General features: G+C 72.7%; 15 protein-coding genes. 10 read left to right on the plus strand and 5 right to left on the minus strand.

What is annotated here, in order from left to right; translation table 11 throughout:
- Positions 1-47 precede the first annotated feature (47 nt).
- Positions 48-902 carry a hypothetical protein gene (locus AB0G11_RS18270; RefSeq protein ID WP_219501153.1) on the minus strand — a complete coding sequence of 285 codons (855 nt, stop codon included), beginning with the start codon at positions 900-902 and terminating at the stop codon, positions 48-50.
- A gap of 237 nt (positions 903-1,139) precedes the next feature.
- Between AB0G11_RS18270 and serA the strand changes: the two genes are divergently transcribed.
- From serA to AB0G11_RS18290, 4 genes are all read left to right on the plus strand, one after another.
- Positions 1,140-2,723: a phosphoglycerate dehydrogenase gene (serA, locus tag AB0G11_RS18275; RefSeq protein WP_219501156.1), complete on the plus strand. Its 1,584-nt coding sequence runs from the start codon at positions 1,140-1,142 to the stop codon at positions 2,721-2,723.
- Between the two features lie 473 nt (positions 2,724-3,196).
- Entirely contained in the window at positions 3,197-4,243 is a 1,047-nt protein-coding gene (locus AB0G11_RS18280; protein WP_219501159.1) for a 3-isopropylmalate dehydrogenase, read from the plus strand.
- 173 nt (positions 4,244-4,416) lie between these two features.
- Entirely contained in the window at positions 4,417-5,514 is a 1,098-nt protein-coding gene (locus tag AB0G11_RS18285) for a branched-chain amino acid aminotransferase (protein ID WP_357586893.1), read from the plus strand.
- 37 nt (positions 5,515-5,551) lie between these two features.
- Entirely contained in the window at positions 5,552-6,001 is a 450-nt protein-coding gene (locus tag AB0G11_RS18290; protein WP_357586895.1) for a pyridoxamine 5'-phosphate oxidase family protein, read from the plus strand.
- A 1-nt stretch (position 6,002) separates the two neighbouring features.
- Here AB0G11_RS18290 and AB0G11_RS18295 read toward each other — a convergent pair whose 3' ends face one another.
- Positions 6,003-6,602, minus strand: coding sequence for a DUF4232 domain-containing protein (locus AB0G11_RS18295; protein WP_357586897.1), 600 nt, complete (start codon positions 6,600-6,602; stop codon positions 6,003-6,005).
- A 19-nt stretch (positions 6,603-6,621) separates the two neighbouring features.
- Positions 6,622-7,515, minus strand: coding sequence for a MerR family transcriptional regulator (locus AB0G11_RS18300; protein ID WP_357586899.1), 894 nt, complete (start codon positions 7,513-7,515; stop codon positions 6,622-6,624).
- Positions 7,516-7,650: 135 nt separating this feature from the next.
- Here AB0G11_RS18300 and AB0G11_RS18305 point away from each other — a divergent pair, with 135 nt between their 5' ends.
- A complete protein-coding gene (locus tag AB0G11_RS18305) occupies positions 7,651-9,639 on the plus strand; it encodes a histidine kinase (RefSeq protein ID WP_357586901.1) in 1,989 nt (662 codons plus the stop codon).
- 25 nt (positions 9,640-9,664) lie between these two features.
- Here the strand turns inward: AB0G11_RS18305 and AB0G11_RS18310 are convergent, their stop codons facing one another.
- Positions 9,665-10,273, minus strand: a complete 609-nt coding sequence (locus AB0G11_RS18310; protein ID WP_357586903.1) for a response regulator transcription factor — start codon at positions 10,271-10,273, stop codon at positions 9,665-9,667.
- A gap of 100 nt (positions 10,274-10,373) precedes the next feature.
- Between AB0G11_RS18310 and AB0G11_RS18315 the strand changes: the two genes are divergently transcribed.
- The 4 genes from AB0G11_RS18315 (at position 10,374) to AB0G11_RS18330 (ending at position 15,032) form a co-directional block, all read left to right on the plus strand.
- Positions 10,374-11,105 carry an ABC transporter ATP-binding protein gene (locus AB0G11_RS18315; protein WP_357586905.1) on the plus strand — a complete coding sequence of 244 codons (732 nt, stop codon included), beginning with the start codon at positions 10,374-10,376 and terminating at the stop codon, positions 11,103-11,105.
- Positions 11,105-13,441 (plus strand): FtsX-like permease family protein, encoded by a 2,337-nt coding sequence (locus AB0G11_RS18320; protein ID WP_357587184.1) that lies wholly within the window; start codon positions 11,105-11,107, stop codon positions 13,439-13,441. The genes AB0G11_RS18315 and AB0G11_RS18320 overlap by 1 nt, the downstream gene beginning before the upstream one ends.
- Positions 13,442-13,529: 88 nt before the next feature.
- Positions 13,530-14,075, plus strand: a complete 546-nt coding sequence (locus AB0G11_RS18325; RefSeq protein ID WP_219517281.1) for a Uma2 family endonuclease — start codon at positions 13,530-13,532, stop codon at positions 14,073-14,075.
- 78 nt (positions 14,076-14,153) lie between these two features.
- Positions 14,154-15,032 (plus strand): hypothetical protein, encoded by an 879-nt coding sequence (locus AB0G11_RS18330; RefSeq protein ID WP_219517280.1) that lies wholly within the window; start codon positions 14,154-14,156, stop codon positions 15,030-15,032.
- On the opposite strand, the gene AB0G11_RS18335 is transcribed toward AB0G11_RS18330, so the two are convergent.
- Positions 15,010-15,654: an O-methyltransferase gene (locus AB0G11_RS18335; protein ID WP_219517278.1), complete on the minus strand. Its 645-nt coding sequence runs from the start codon at positions 15,652-15,654 to the stop codon at positions 15,010-15,012. The genes AB0G11_RS18330 and AB0G11_RS18335 overlap by 23 nt on opposite strands.
- A 55-nt stretch (positions 15,655-15,709) precedes the next feature.
- On the opposite strand from AB0G11_RS18335, the gene AB0G11_RS18340 reads away from it, so the two are divergent.
- Positions 15,710-16,363, plus strand: coding sequence for a thioredoxin domain-containing protein (locus AB0G11_RS18340; protein ID WP_219517276.1), 654 nt, complete (start codon positions 15,710-15,712; stop codon positions 16,361-16,363).
- The last annotated feature ends 39 nt before the right edge of the window (positions 16,364-16,402 follow it).

Genomic DNA, 16,402 nt, shown 5'->3' on the forward strand with positions numbered 1-16,402 from the left:
GCCTCATTGAAGCCGAGCAGAGGCTTGTTCGGTAGGGCCCAGTTTCGCTATTCGTGGACGTTCGCGCAGACCACGTGCGCCCCGATCTCGATCATCCGGCGCTCGCTGCGCGAGTCCGCGACCCGAGCCATCAGGATCGGCGCCCCGCTGGCCGCGAACTGCGGCAGCCGGGCCCTGGCGCCCCGGTGCAGGTCGCGCACGACGTCCTCGGCGGCCGACATGTGCACCTTCACGTGCAGCATGATCCCGGTCGCGCCGGACGCCGTACGGGCCTCGGAGATCCACACGTGGTGCACCAGCGGGAAGTCCTGGAGGAGCTGGGCGATCGCCTGGCGCAGCGCGGGCAGGATCGGGTGCGTGCAACGCCGGTAGCCGGGGTCGACCTGCTGCATCGGGCCCGACAGGTGCGGGCGCGGCGCCGGGATCCACGGCATCGGGGGCGCTTCGGGCGAGGCGGGGGCCGCCTGCGCCATCACGGTCCCGCGCGACACCGTGGCCATCGCGCCCGTCGCGTAGGCGGCCGGCGCGGCTCCCGACAGGACCGGCGTCGGGCCCGTACGGGTGGAGGTGAGGAAGCGCGCCAGGTCGTCGATGGGGACGGCGGCGGCGGCGGGGCCTGCGGCGTCGATCACGATCTCCCGCACGCCGGTGACGCGCTGGATGTCGAGGATGGTGTCGGCGTCGCACGCCGACAGGGAATGGCCGCCGCGGTGCCGGGCATAGGTCACCGCGCTGGTGTAGCCGAGCAGGACCCGGTCACCGGCCTGGGTCGTCCCGAGGACGACGGATCGATCTGGTCGCACGGCCACCAGGACTCCACAGTCAGCGAGAGCCGCCAGCAGGCGGTGCGGACCACCATGCTGGGCGAGCACGTCGGCAAGCGCAGGATTCCCGATGCTCATATGACGAACCATAGGTAGTAGGCCACGGCTTATCAGGCTAATGGCCAATAAATCTCCCGATCAAGACAAAGATGGGTGCAGTGTGGATGAGTTTCCGGGTGCTGGGTACCGCGGGAGGCGTCTCGAATGCTGGGTCTCTCGTGAACGCGTTCACAAGCGGTGGATAGACTCTGAGGGCTCCGAGGGACCCAGGGACGTGTCCCTCCCGCCCGCCGCTCGCCTAAGGATCCAACACTCGTGAACAAGCCCGTCGTTCTGGTAGCAGAGGAGCTGTCCGAGGCCGGTCTCGCCGTCCTCGGCGCCGATTTCGAGGTCCGCCACACCGACGGCGCCGACCGTTCCCAGCTGCTGCCCGCCCTGGCCGACGTGGACGCGCTCATCGTCCGCTCCGCCACCCAGGTCGACGCTGAGGCCATCGCCGCCGCGCCCAAGCTGCGCGTGGTCGCGCGCGCCGGCGTCGGCCTCGACAACGTCGACGTCGAGGCGGCCACCAAGGCCGGCGTGATGGTGGTCAACGCGCCCACCTCCAACATCACCAGCGCCGCCGAGCAGACCGTGGCGCTCATCCTGGCCAGCGCCCGCAACACCGCGCAGGCCCACGCCGCGCTGAAGAACGGCGAGTGGAAGCGGTCCAAGTACACCGGCGTCGAGCTCGACGAGAAGGTCGTCGCCATCCTCGGCCTCGGCAAGATCGGCCAGCTCGTGGCCCAACGGCTGCAGCCGTTCGGCGTCGAGCTGATCGCCTACGACCCCTACCTGCCGCCGGCCCGCGCCGCGCAGATGGGCGTCAAGCTGCTCAGCCTCGACGAGGTGCTCAAGCAGGCCGACTTCATCACCGTCCACCTGCCCAAGTCCAAGGAGACCCTGGGTCTCATCGGCGACCGCGAGCTGCACGAGGTCAAGCCGTCGGTGCGGATCATCAACGTGGCCCGCGGCGGCATCGTCGACGAGGCCGCCCTCTACTCGGCGATCAAGGAAGGCCGCGTCGCCGGCGCCGGCCTCGACGTGTTCGCCAAGGAGCCGTGCACCGACAGCCCGCTGTTCGAGCTCGACCAGGTCGTCGTCACGCCGCACCTGGGCGCCTCCACGCACGAGGCCCAGGAGAAGGCCGGCACTCAGGTCGCGCGCAGCGTCAAGCTGGCCCTGGCCGGCGAGTTCGTGCCCGACGCGGTCAACGTCCAGGGCGGCGCCGTCGCCGAGGACGTCAAGCCGGGCCTGCCGCTCGCCGAGAAGCTGGGCCGGGTCTTCACCGCGCTGGCCGGCGAGGTGGCCACCAAGCTCGACATCGAGGTCCGCGGCGAGATCGCCGCCCAGGACGTGCGGGTCATCGAGCTCGCCGCCCTCAAGGGCGTCTTCGCCGACGTGATCGAGGAGCAGGTCACGTACGTCAACGCGCCGCTGCTGGCCAAGGACCGGGGCATCGCCGTCGAGCTGGTCACCAGCTCCGACAGCCCCGACTGGCGCAACGTGATCACCGTGCGCGGCGTGCTGGCCGACGGCCGCCACGTCTCGGTGTCCGGCACGCTCTCCGGCCCCCGGCAGATCACCAAGATCGTCGAGGTCAACGGCTACCAGATGGAGATCGAGCCGACCGAGCACCTGTCGTTCTTCACCTACACCGACCGGCCCGGCGTCGTCGGCGTCGTCGGCCGCATCCTCGGCGAGCAGGGCATCAACATCGCCTCGATGCAGGTGGCCCGTGACGTCAAGGGCGGCAAGGCGCTCATCGCGCTGACCGTCGACACCGCGATCCCGTCCGACGTGCTGGAGCAGATCGGCTCCGAGATCGGCGCGGAGAGCGGCCGCTCGGTCGACCTCTGACGCACTCCCGACGAGAGGGGCCGCCGCACCGGTGGCCCCTCTTCGTGTCTCACGATGCGAGATAGTAGGACATCCAACGAGACGCGCTGGTAGTCTGACGAGTAATGCGCCAGGTGCTCGTACTCATTACCTGCCGCGGCGGGGCCTGTTAGGGCAGGTCGACGACTCGCCGCGGTGAGTGGCGTTGCTGTCGGCCGGTAAGTCCCTCCTTCGCCGGTCCGTGATCCGGACCGCGAACACAGGCCCGGGCGGATTCGCGACCGGGATCCGACTTCACACATCCGACGCCCCGCGAAACGAGATGAGTCACCTCATGTACGAGATGTATGCCTGGAACAGCGCCGACGAGCACGAGAACGAGGCCGCCGAGGCCCTGCAGACAGCCCTGGACCGCCGCGACAACGGCGGCGCGCCGCATCCCAGCCACTGAGATCATGTGTTCGGCAGCCGAGACGAGCCGGTAAGGTACGCCCATGGAGTCGCGCAACATTCGTCTGGCCGTCATCCCTGGTGATGGCATCGGCACCGAGGTCGTGGCCGAAGGTCTGAAGGTCCTCGAAGCGGTCGGGACCAAGATCGAAGCCACCCATTACGACCTGGGCGCCGCCCGCTATCACCGCACCGGTGAGACCCTGCCCGACAGTGTGATGCAGGAGCTGCGCGGCTACGACGCGATCCTGCTCGGCGCCATCGGCGACCCCAGCGTGCCCCCCGGCATCCTGGAGCGCGAGCTGCTGCTGCGCCTGCGCTTCGAGTTCGACCACTACGTCAACCTGCGCCCGGTCAAGCTCTTCCCCGGCGTCGAGACGCCCCTGGCCGACACCCCGGCCGAGGACATCGACATGATCGTGGTCCGCGAGGGCACCGAAGGCCTCTACGCCGGCACCGGCGGCACCATGCGGCGCGGCACCCCGTACGAGATCGCCACCCAGGAGTCGCTCAACACCGCCCACGGCGTCGAGCGCGTCGTGCGCTACGCGTTCGAGAAGGCGCGCTCGCGCCCGCGCAAGAAGCTCACGCTCGTCCACAAGACCAACGTGCTCACCTTCGCCGGCGACCTCTGGCAGCGCACCGTCAACCGGGTGGCCGAGGAGTACCCCGACGTCACCACCGACTACAGCCACGTCGACGCGGCCTCGATGTTCTTCGTCACCCAGCCGGAGCGGTTCGACGTCATCGTCACCGACAACCTGTTCGGCGACATCATCACCGACCTCGGCGCGGCCGTCGCGGGCGGCATCGGCCTGGCCGCCAGCGGCAACATCAACCCCGAGGGCACCGCGCCCAGCATGTTCGAGCCGGTGCACGGCAGCGCGCCCGACATCGCCGGGCAGGGCAAGGCCGACCCGACCGCCACGATCCTGTCGGTCGCCATGCTCCTGGAGCACCTCGGCCTCAGCGCCGAGGCGGCCAGGGTCGAGCAGGCCGTCGCCGACGACATCGTCGAGCGCCTGACCGGCTGGGCCGGACGCACCACGCACGAGATCGGTGACGACATCACCGCGCGCGTATCGAGCTAGGGGCCGCCCCTGCTCAGCAGCGCCTGGCGGTCCCGAACGAGGACCCGCCAGGCGCTTTTTCATGTCCAAACGGGCGTCACCCCCTTGCCATCCCAAATAGCGAGACAATAGGAAGTACGGACTGCCGTTTCGCGGCAGCACCCGCAGGAATCGCAGAGAGAAGGACCCGCGTCATGACCATCGCTCAGAAGCTCAGCTTCGACGTGCAGCTATCCGACCACGCTCGCACCGCGGCCGAGCGCGAGCAGGTACTGGCGAACCCGGGATTCGGCCAGGTCTTCACCGACCACATGATCTCGATCGACTACACCGAGGGCCGCGGCTGGCACGACGCCCGCCTCCAGCCGTACGGGCCGCTCACCCTCGACCCGGCCACGTCCGTCTTCCACTACGCGCAGGAGCTGTTCGAGGGGCTCAAGGCCTACCGGCAGGTCAACGGGTCCGTGGTCACCTTCCGGCCCTACGCCAACGCGAGCCGGTTCAACCGGTCCGCCGCCCGCATGGCCATGCCCGAGCTGCCCGAGGAGACGTTCGTCGAGTCGCTGGAGCTCCTGGTCCAGACCGACCGCGACTGGGTGCCCACCACCGAGGGGCACAGCCTCTACCTGCGGCCGTTCATCATCGCCACCCAGGTCGGGCTCGGCGTGAACTACCCGTCCAAGACGTACAAGTACCTGGTGATCGCCTCGCCGGCGGCCTCGTACTTCACCGGGGGCATCAAGCCGGTCTCGGTGTGGCTGTCCACCGAGTACACCCGCGCCGCTCCCGGGGGCACCGGCTTCGCCAAGTGCGGCGGCAACTACGCGGCCGCGTTCGTGGCCCAGCGGGAGGCCGTCGCGCAGGGCTGCGACCAGGTCGTCTGGCTCGACGCCCACGAGCACCGCTACGTGGAGGAGATGGGAGGGATGAACCTGTTCTTCGTCTTCGGCGACAAGCTCGTCACCCCCGCCCTCACCGGCACCCTCCTGCCCGGGATCACCCGCGACTCCATCCTCGGCCTGGCCGACGAGCTCGGCCTGGAGGCCGAGGAGCGGCTGATCAGCACCGACGAGTGGCAGGCCGGGTGCGAGTCCGGCGAGCTCACCGAGGTGTTCGCCTGCGGCACGGCCGCCGTCGTCACGCCCGTCGGCTCCGTCAAGGGCGCCGACCGCGCCTGGACCGTCGGCGACGGGACCCCGGGGCCGGTGACGATGCGCATCCGCGAGGAGCTCGTGGGCATCCAGTACGGCTCCCGGCCCGACACGCACGACTGGGTCCACAAGATCCTCTAGCCGTGGCCGCCACCCCGATCTTCCAGGAGCACACCGCATGACCCTGCCCGACCCCCGCACGTTCGAGCAGCGCAAGCAGGACACGCTGCGCCGGCTGGAGTCCGACGTCGACACGTGGGTGGCGACGGCCGACCCGGAGAAGGGGGCGCCGTTCCTGGTGCCGCTGTCCTTCCTGTGGGACGGCTCCAGCCTGCTGCTGTCGACCCCGGCCGCCAGCCCCACCGGCCGTAACCTGGCGGCCACCGGGCTGGTCCGGCTGGGGCTGGGGCTGACGCGGGACGTCGTCCTGATCGACGGCACCGTGGAGATCACCGAGATCACGGCCGAGGTCGGTGACGCGTTCGCCGCCAAGACCGGCTTCGACCCGCGCGAGATCGGCGAGCCCTACCCCTTCTTCCGCGTCCGCCCGCAGCGGATCCAGGCGTGGCGCGAGGTGAACGAGCTGAAGGGCCGCGACCTGATGCGCGACGGCCGCTGGCTGGCCTGAGTCAGCCCCCCTTGGGGGAGGTCCACGCGGTGACGCCGAGGACGCCCGTCGAGCCGAGGTCCACCGGCGTGTCCACGGTGAGCCGGGCTCCGGCGGCGGTGACGACCACCGTCGCCCCGACCGTGGCCCCGACCTCGGACCGGCGGCTCGTGTCCGTGTACGTGTTGCGCCAGGCCAGGCTGAAGTGCGCCGATCGGCCGGGCCGCAACGTCACCGTCTCCGGCCCCGGGTCCGCGACGGCCGTGGTGATCTCCTGGGCGCCCCGGTCGAGGCGCACCTTCAGCGGGTCGCCGGCCGCGTCCAGCAGCCGCACCTTCGGGTAGCCGCTGACCTGGCGCACCCGCTTGCCGCAGTTGGTGAGGATCAGCGTCTGCGCCCGCAGGCCCATCGCCGCGTTCGCCGGCTCGGCGGTGAGCCGCAGCCCCGACCGGGGGCACCGGCTCCTGGCCGGCGCCGCGCGCTCGGAGTCCAGGGGCGGGATCGGCGTGACCTGGACGGTGTGCCGGGGCGGAGCCGGCGGGGCCCCCGCCTCGCCGGCCGTCCGCGTGCCGCACCCGGCCACCGCCAGCGCCGCCACGACCAGGACGTACGAGATTCTCACCCCACCATCCTGGTGCACCTCAGGGGCCGGGCCGCCCGCGCAGCGCCTCGACGAACGGGGTGAGAGCCGGGGCGAGCGGCTCCGGGGCCGGCCAGCCGTTGATCGCGGCGAGCAGGTCCAGGTAGAGCTCGCGGCGAGGATCGGCGGCGGCCTCCAGCCGGGAGAGGAGGCGGCGCCGCAGCGCGGCGTCGTCGGGGACGCCGAGCGCCCGCGCGTACTCGCCCGCCACCGCCGCCACGTCGGCCGCCGACGGAGGCGCCCCGGCGCGGGCGCGGGCCGCCTCGACCGGGCCGGGACGCAGGCCGAGGCCGTCGTCCCGGTGGTCCTCGGCCAGCCGGCGCATCGAGGCGCGGAAGTCCGGGTCCCGGGACAGCTCGGCCAGCCGCACCCAGGCCTCGACCTGCTCGGCCGTGGGGTCGTCGGGCAGTTCGGGCGTCATCGAGCGCCTGGGGCCGTCGAGCCCCAGCCCGTCGACCACCAGCCCGTCGAACACCGCGTCCAGGAAGCCGCCGATCAGCTCCCGGCGCTCCTCCTCGGACAGTCTGGCCAGCTTGTGCATGAGATCCATCTCCTCAGGGGTCGAGCCCCGCCTGGCCACCGCCGTGAGCACCGCCCGGCGCTGCCTGAGCGTGCGGATCTGCACGCTCAGCGCCTCGGCGTGGGCCGCGGCGACCTCGGCGAGCGTGACCTCCCGGTCCACGACCCTGCGGATGGTCGCCAGGCCCACACCCAGCTCGCGCAGCGTCCGTACGAGATCGAGGCGGGCGACGGCGGCGGCGTCGTAGCGGCGGTAGCCGGTGGGGCCGCGGTCGGCGGGCGGCACGATGCCCTGGTCGGAGTAGAACCTGATGGTCTTGACCGTCAGCCCGGTGCGCCGGGCCAGGTCGCCGATCGAGTAGAGCGTGCCGTCCATGCCCCCACCTTCGCGTCTCCCCTTGCTGGAGAGTCAATTGTCGGGTTCATGATGAGATCACGCCGGGCCGGGGTGCGCAGCGCGCTCGTGGCGGCCGCCGCAGGCGGGCGGGAGCGTGTCTCGTAGGCTGCGTGGGTGCAGAAGCGGGCAATGGTCATCGTCACCGTGGTGTTCGCGGGACTCACCAGCGTCTACGTGGTGGCCGGCTCGCCGCTGGCGCTGCTCGCCTTCCCCCTCCAGGTGGCGTTCGTCAGGCGCCGGACATGGTGGGTGCTCGCGGCGCAGACCGTGGTGACCTGCGGCTCGGTGCTGCTGTACGGCACGTCGGTCGGGATTCTCGGCTTCGTCGGCGGGTCGCTGCTCCTGACCAGGCTGTGGCCGCTCGCGCTGGGCGTCGTCGGGGTCGCGGCCCTCATCGGCCCCGCCGACCCGCTGATCAGCATGGTGCTGATCTGCCTGCTCGTCCGCGGCCTCACCACGATGGTCGACCGGATCGACGAGGTGAACGCCGCCCGCCTGTCCCTGGCCCTGACCGCCGCGGCCGAGGAACGGCTGCGCATCGCCGCCGAGCTCAGCCGCGGCCTGGGCGAGGCGCTGGCCGCGATCGCCCGCAGCGCCGCGGCCGGTGCCCCTGACGTGGAGACGGCCCGGCGCGCGCTGGCCGACGCGCGGGCCGCGGCGGCCGGCTACCGTGCGATGTCGCTGGCCCCGGAGGTGACCACGGCCAAGGCCATGCTCGCCGCCGCCGGCATCGTCCCCGAGGTGCGCATGAGCCACGCCGAACCGCTCGGCCCGGCGGGCGCGCTGCTCGCGGCCGTGCTGCGCGAGGCCGTGACCGACGTCGTACGCCGGCGTTCGGCCACGACCTGCCTGATCGAGACCGTCGCCGTCGCGGACTCGGTACGGCTGCGCGTCTGCGACGACGGCGCGCGCACCGCGGGCGACGACCGGCTGGGCGAGCTGCCCGCGCAGGTCGAGGCGGCCGGAGGCACGCTCACGGTCGGCCTCGCACCGGACTCCAAGCTGGTCGTCGAGGCCACGCTGCCCGCCACCCGCGCGCCCGCCCCGCCCGCCGCCGACGCGCCGGTGGCGACGGCGCTGCTGGCGACCGTCATGGTCGGCTTCTCGGCCAAGGCGCTGCTGCTCGCGGGCTCGTTCTGGCCCGCGCCGCTGCTGCTGGTCATCATCGTCATGCAGCTCCGCTCGATCGAGGGACGCCACAGGACGGCGCTGGCGATCATGGCGGTGCTGACGTTCGCGCCGATCCCGCTGTTCGGCCAGGCGTGGCTGGGCGTGGCCGGCTTCCTGGCCGGTCCGGTCCTGCTGGCGTTCCGGTGGGCGGTGGCGCTGCCGCTCACCGCCGTGATCGTCGCGGTCGTCACGGCCGCCGGCGTCCTGCTCCGCCTGCCGGTCCCGCTGACCGTGAACTACGCCATCAGCACGGTCGTGACCGGCCTGGTCATGTACGGGCTGCTCACGCTGGCCCGGCTGACCAGGGAGCTGCGCGAGTCCAGGGACGGCCTGGCCCGCGCCGCCGTGGTCGAGGAACGGCTGCGCGCCGCCCGCGACCTGCATGACCTGCTCGGCCACACGCTGGCCGCGATCCTGCTGAAGTGCGAGCTCGCCCACCGCCTCGACCCCGAACGCGCCCGTAAGGAACTCGCCGACGTGGCGGCGATGACCGAGCGGGCGACGGCGGACCTCGCGACCGTCTCGGGCGAGGACGGGCGGCTCTCGCTGGCCGCCGAGGCGGAGTCGGCGCGTTCGGTGCTGGCCGCCGCGGGGGTCGCCGCCACGCTCGACCTCCGCCATCCCGGCCTCGACCCGGAGGTGGAGCACGTGCTCGGCGCGGTGCTGCGGGAGGCCGTGACCAACGTGCTGCGCCACAGCGCGGCGAGCCGCTGCTCGATCACCACCGCGGCCGGCGACGGCGTCGTACGGCTGAGCGTCCGCAACGACGGTACGCGCGCCTCGGAGGGGCGGCGTGGTTCGGCCGGGATCGGCAACCTCACCACCCGCCTGTCCGAGCTGGACGGGCGCCTGGCCGTCTCCGGCGAGGGCGGCTGGTTCGAACTGACCGCCACCATCCCCGCTCCGGCACTGACCCCGGCCCCTGCTCGATAGAGCCGCCCACCGTCGGGCGCGCCTGCTAGATCCAGCCGGCTTCGGCGGCGATGCGGGCGGCGTCGGTGCGATTGCGGGCGTTGAGCTTGGTGACGATCGCCGTGAGGTAGTTGCGCACCGTCCCCGCGCTCAGGAACAGCTCGGCGGCGATCTCCGTGGCCTCGGCGCCGCCCGCGGCCAGCCGCAGCACGTCGGCCTCGCGCGGGGTGAGCGGGTTGTCGGCCAGATTCCAGGCGGTGACGGCGAGCGAGGGGTCCAGGACGCGCTCCCCCCGCGTCACCTTCCTGATCGCCGCGGTCAGCTCGTCCGGCGGCGCCGTCTTCAGCACGAACCCGTCCACCTGCGAGGCGAGCGCCCGGCGCAGGTGTCCCGGCTTGCCGTGCGCGGTGAGCATGAGCGTGCGGCAGCCGGGCGCCCGGGTGCGCAGTTCGGCGGCGGCGTCGAGGCCGTCCATCGCCCCTGGCATGTCGATGTCGAGCACGGCCACGTCCGGCCGGTGCTCGACGGCGGCGGCGACGGCCGCCTCGCCCGACTCGACCGCCGCGACGACGTCGATGTCGGCTTCCAGGCCCAGCAGCGTCACGAGCGCTTCCCGGATCACGTGCTGGTCCTCGGCCAGGAGTATGCGAATCACGAGGGTATGTCTACCAGTATGTCCGGATCATGATGAGGTCATGCCCGGGTGATGATCGGCTCTCTGGTCCGGGAAAGCCCAGATCAGCAGGCTGGTTCCCATGACAGAAGTCGTGCGGCTGAACGCCGTGAGCAAGGTGTACGGCAAGGGACACGGCGCGGTGGCCGCCCTGCGCGAGGTGTCGGTGGGAATCCCGGCGGGCACGTTCACCGCGATCATGGGCCCGTCCGGCTCGGGCAAGAGCACGTTCCTGCACTGTGCCGCCGGCCTGGACCTGCCCACCTCGGGGTCGGTCCGGCTCGGCGGCACCGAGCTGGCCGGCATGAACGAGACCCAGCTGACCGAGCTGCGCAGGAAGCGCGTGGGCTTCGTCTTCCAGGCGTTCAACCTGGTCGCCTCCCTCACCGTGACCGAGAACATCACGCTCCCGCTCACCCTAGCGGGCGTCAGGCCGGACCCCGCCTGGCTGGCGGAGATCGTGCGCCGGGTCGGGCTCGACGGGCGCGCCGGGCATCGTCCCGCCCAGCTCTCCGGCGGGCAGCAGCAGCGCGTGGCGATCGCCAGGGCGCTGGTCACCAGGCCCGAGGTGGTGTTCGGTGACGAGCCCACGGGGGCGCTCGACACCATGACCGCACGCGACGTGCTGGTCCTGCTGCGCGAGGTCGTCTCCGGGCTCGGCCAGACCGTGGTGATGGTCACCCACGACCCGGTGGCAGCCTCGTACGCCGACACCGTGCTGTTCCTGGCGGACGGCCGGATCGTGGACTCGATGAGCGCCCCGGCCGCCGACAAGGTCGCCGAGCGGATGACCAGGCTGGGGGCGTGGACGTGATGATCTCCTTCGCGTGGCGGACCATCGGGCACCGCAGGGCGGGGTTCGCGGGCGCGTTCGTGGCGCTGCTGTGCGCGGCGGCGCTGGTGACGGCCTGCGGCATGCTGCTGGAGACGGGCCTGCGGGGCGCGGTGGCGCCGGAGCGCTACGCGGGCGCCCCCCTCGTCCTGGCCGGCGACCAGTACGCCCGGCACACCAAGGCGAACGGCAAGACGAAGGCCAAGCCGCTCGCCGAGCGCCGCTGGATCCCCGAGAGGATCGCCGGCGAGGTCAGGCGGGCGCCGGGCGTGACGAAGGTCGTGACGGAGGTGACGTTCCCGTTCGCCGGGTTCACCGCGCACGGCTGGGAGTCGGCCGCGCTCACCCCGTTCACGCTGGCGAGCGGCCGGCCGCCGCGTGCCGCCGGCGAGGTCGTCGTGGACGCCCGGCACCGTACGGCGAAGATCCCCGGATACCGGGTCGTCGGCGTCACCGCGCAGGCGCTGCCCAGCCAGGACACGATCTTCTTCAGCACGGCCGAGGCCCGCCGCCTGGCCGGGCGCGACGGCCTCGTCACCGCGATCGGCGTCTTCCCCCGGGTGGACGTCAAGGTCGAGGGCGCGCTCGCCTACACCGGCGACGCGCGCGGCACCGTGGAGTTCCTCGACGCGGAGAACGCCAGGGTCAAGCTGATCAGCCTCGGCGGCGCGCTCGGCGGCACCTCGCTGCTCGTGGCGATCCTCGTGGTGGCCGGCACGTTCGCGCTCTCCATCCAGCAGCGCCGGCGCGAGCTGGCCATGCTGCGCGCCGTCGCGGCCACGCCCCGGCAGATCAGGAAGCTCATCGGCGGCGAGGCGCTGACGATCAGCGTGGTCGCCGGGACGATCGGCGCGGGTGGCGGGATCCTGCTGGGGCTCTGGCTGCGTGAGCGCTTCGTCGCGCTCGGCGCCGTGCCGGAGAACCTGGCGCTCGTCGTCAGCCCGTTCCCGGCGCTCGCCGCGCTGCTCGCCACCCTGGCCGCCGCATGGACCGCCGCCCGCGTGTCGGCCCGCCGCGTCGCCAGGATCAGGCCGGTGGAGGCGCTGAGCGAGGCCGCGCTGCCCGCCGCCGGGCTGCCCCGGGTGCGGACGGTCGCCGGCGTGCTCGTCTTCGCGGGCGCCGTGGCGCTGACGATCCTGCTGGCGAACCTGTCCGTCGAGGCGGCCTCCAGCCCGGTCTCCATGCTGACCGCACTGGTCTGGACGGTCGCGGTGATCCTGCTCGGCCCGGCGCTCGCCCGCGCGGTCACCGCGCTGCCGCTGCGCGTGCCCGGCGCCGGCGGCTACCTGGCGCACCGCAACCTGCGCGCCGGCACCGGGCGGCTCGCCGCGGTGATCGGGCCGCTCACCCTCATGACCGCGATGACGAGCACCATCCTGTTCTCTCCCGCCACGCTCGGGCATGCCGCGCAGCAGGAGCTGAACGCCGGCATCACCGCCGACCACGTGCTCGACCCCGGCGCGTCCGCCGAGGCCGCCCGCCAGGTGCCCGGCGTCCGCGCGGCCACGGAGGTGCTGCGCACCACCGCCCGGATCGAGCTGGAGAAGTACGGCGTGCAGGCGGTCACGCCCGACGGCCTGGACCGCACCATGGACCTGGGCGTGACGGCGGGCTCGCTGGACGGCTTCGGCGGCACGTCGGCGGCGGTCAGCCGCACCGCGGCCGACAGGCTCGGCGTCGGCGTCGGTGACCGGCTCGCCCTGACGCTCGGTGACGGCACCCCCGCCACGGTCACGATCGCGGCCGTCTACGCGCGCGGCCTCGGCTTCGCCGACCTGACGCTGCCCCACGAGCTGGTCGCCGACCACGTGGACGACCCCCGCGCCACCGTCCTGGTCTCCGGTGGCGAACGTGCCGCGCTGGAGCGCGCCCTGCCCGGCGTGACCGTACGCGACCGGGCCGAGGCGGCGGAGGCCGGCACCTCCAACGCGGCCGTCACGTACGTCGCGATGGGCCTGATCATCGGTTTCTGCGCCATCGCCGTGGTCAACACGCTGGCCATGTCCACCTCGGCCAGAAGCCGCGAGCTGGCGCTGCTCCGCATGGTCGGCACCACGCGGCGGCAGATCCTGCGGATGCTGCGCACGGAGACGGCGGTCGCCGCCGCGCTGGCCGTGACGCTCGGCACCGGGATCTCGCTGCTGACGCTGGCCGCGTTCGGCGCCGGGATGACGGGATCGGCCACGCCCTACCCGCAGCCGCTCGGCTACCTGGGCGTCGTCGCCGCCACCGTCGCGCTGGCGCTGGCCGCCACCGCGGTCCCGGCCAGGTTCGCGCTGCGGGCCCGTCCGGCCGAGGCGCTGGCCGCCCGGGAGTGAGACGTACTTCACCGTTTCCCGAGACTGTCCCAGCCTGGGAGCAATACGCTCTGCCAGGAAGCGATCACACTCAGGTGAGGGAAAAGGCATGATCAGGCCGGTCGAAGAGCGATACCGCACGGTGCGCGACCTGTTCCCCGAGCTGCGCATCGAGATGGTGGGCGGTCGCATCGTGGTCAACGAGCCCGGCACCTGGCAGCACAACACGATCATTGCCCAGGCGCTCTTCCAGCTGCTGCCGGCCGTGGCCGAGCGCGGCTGGGAGGTGTGGCCCAACATCAGCGTGTTCATCGGCCCCGAGGCCGACCGCTACGTGCCCGACCTGACGGTGGTGCCGCCGAACCCGGTGATGGAGACCGACGAGGCGGTCCACGGCCACAGCACGATGCTGCTCGTCGACGTGGTGGCCGCGGGCAACGCCTACGACGACCACGTCGTCAAGCCGATGAGCTACGCCCCGGCGGGGGTGCCGCTCTACCTGGTGGTCGACCCGTTCCAGCGGATGGTCAAGCTGCACAGCGCGCCCGAGGTGAGCGGCTACACGCAGGTGACGGTGGAGCCGGTGGGCGTGGCCCTGCGCCTGCCCGCGCCGTGGGACTGCACGCTCGACACCGGCAAGCTGCTCGACGTCTGAGCGGTCCCCGGCGCGGGGGAGGCGGCTCCCCGCGGTGGGGGAGTCGGCGGCGGGGCCCCGGCCCGCAGACTCGACGGCATGGCGAAGCGGCTCGCGGCGGCCTGGACCGCCGCCTACGGTGCGGTGCACGTGTGGTGGCTGGTGGCCGGAGCTCCCGAGTTCGGGAGGTTCGGCGAGTCGTTCGTCCCGGGGGAGTGGCCGCCGATCGTGCTGGCGGCGCTGGCCACGACGGCCTGCCTGCTTCCGGCGGGCCGGGCCGCCGTGGCGCTCGGCTGGGCGGCCGGGGCGGGGCTGGTCGGCTACTGCTTCCTGTTCGCGCTGGACCTGGTGGGCCTGCTGTTCGGCGAGCCGCTGGACGTGCCCGGCTTCCTCGTCCGGGGCGCGGGCGTGGCGGCCGGGGTGCTGACCATGCTGCGCGCGGTCGCCGCCCGGCGGCTCGTCGCCGGCGCCTGCCCGGCCTGCGGGCGCTCCCACGGCAGCAGCCCGGAGTCCCGTACGGACCCGTCCCCGCGCTGGGCGTACGTGGCGGCGTACGCGGCGGTGGCGGGGGCCGTCGCGCGGATCGCCGGGCAGCTCGCCGACTGGCCGTGGGCGACGGGCGACCCGGCGGGGCCGATCTTCCTGACGCTGTACGCGCTGGCCGGAACGCTGCTGCCGATGGCGCTGGTGCACCGGTGGGGGCGGATCTGGCCGGGCTGGGTGCCGGGGGTGGCCGGGCGGGAGGTGCCCCGGTGGGTGGTGCTGGTGCCCGCGTTCCTGGTCGGCGGCGGACTTACCGGATATTTCGGGATAGCGGGGTTCAGCATGATGCTGGCCGAGGGCACGGGGCAGCCGCTCTGGTGGACGCTGACCGTGATCCCCGGCTACACGGTGTGGGGGATCGGCCTGCTCGTCGCGGCCGCCTCGTACACGATCATGACGAAGCCGCCCTGCGTCAGAGCTTTCGCACCAGCGTGAGACCGTCGGCGACCGGCAGCATGAGCACGGTCACCCGAGGGTCCTCCCGGACCAGGTCGTTGAACTCGCGCATCAGCGCCGTCGGGGCGTCGTCGTGCGCCGGGTCGGCCACGTGCCCGCGCCGCAGCGTGTTGTCCACCATCAGCAGCCCGCCCGGCCGCAGCCGGTCGATCAGCAGCTCGTAGTAGCGGGGGTAGCTGGGCTTGTCGGCGTCGAGGAACGCCAGGTCGATCGGCTCGTCGAAGCCGGCCAGCGTCTCCACGGCCGGGCCCAGCGTGAGCGTCACCCGGTCGGCCACCCCGGCCCGCTTCCAGTAGCGGCGGGCGACGGAGGTCCACTCCTCGCTCACGTCGAAGCAGTGCAGCCGCCCGCCCGACAGGCCGCGCGCGATGCACACCGACGAGTAGCCGGTGAACGTCCCCACCTCCACCGCCACCCGGGGCGCGACGAGCTGGGTGATCATCGTCAGGAACGTGCCCTGGTCGGCGGAGATCTGCATCCCGGCGTCGTCGCCCGTCAGCTCCGCGGTCTCGGCCGCCAGCTCACGCAGCAGCGGGTCGGGCGGGGTGGAGTGGTCGAGGATGTACTGCGCGACCTGCGAGGTCAGGACGTATGCCTTCATGGATCTGGTTTACCACCCGGCAGGGCTGGCGGCCGGGTCAGGTAGGGTCGGGCGGATGATGAAGAGGGTGGCGGCAGTGGTGGTCGCCTGCGTGACGCTGGCCGTGATCGCGGTGGTGACGGTGTCGGGGCCCGGCCGGTCGTCGGCCTCCGGCGAGGTGCGGCTGATGCGCCAGCCCGACGGCTCCATGGTGCTGGCCGACAAGGGCGGCGACGCTCCCGTGCTCGACCTGTACGAGGACTTCGACTGCCCCGTCTGCAAGGAGCTGCACAGCCGGGTCGACGCCACCATCCAGCGGCTGGCCAGGGAGGGCCGGGTCAAGGTCGTCTTCCACCCGGTGACGATCTTCCAGCAGGAGCCGATGCGCTCCAACTCCATCCGGGCCGCCGCGGCCGCCCGCTGCGTGCCCGAGGCCAACTGGCTGGCCTTCCGCGACGCCCTCTACGCCATGCAGCCGGCGCCGCACGGCATCGCGTCCGGGTTCACCGTGGAGGAGCTGGCCAAGGCCGCGAGCACGGCCGGGGCGACGGCCGTCGGCGAGTGCGTGACCTCGCAGGCGTACGCGGACTCCCACGTGGCCGCGAGCGCCAAGATCCGCATCGAGGGCACGCCCACCGTGGTGCTGAACGGCCGGGTGCTGGGCAACGAGGCGTTCGACCCGGCCGCGCTGGAGCAGGCCATCACGGGCGGCACCGGCGTGACCGTCTGACGACACCGTCCCACAGGATGAGATCGATGTGCCAGATGG

The organism is Nonomuraea sp. NPDC023979 (genome assembly GCF_040639085.1).
Classification (GTDB): domain Bacteria; phylum Actinomycetota; class Actinomycetes; order Streptosporangiales; family Streptosporangiaceae; genus Nonomuraea; species Nonomuraea ceibae.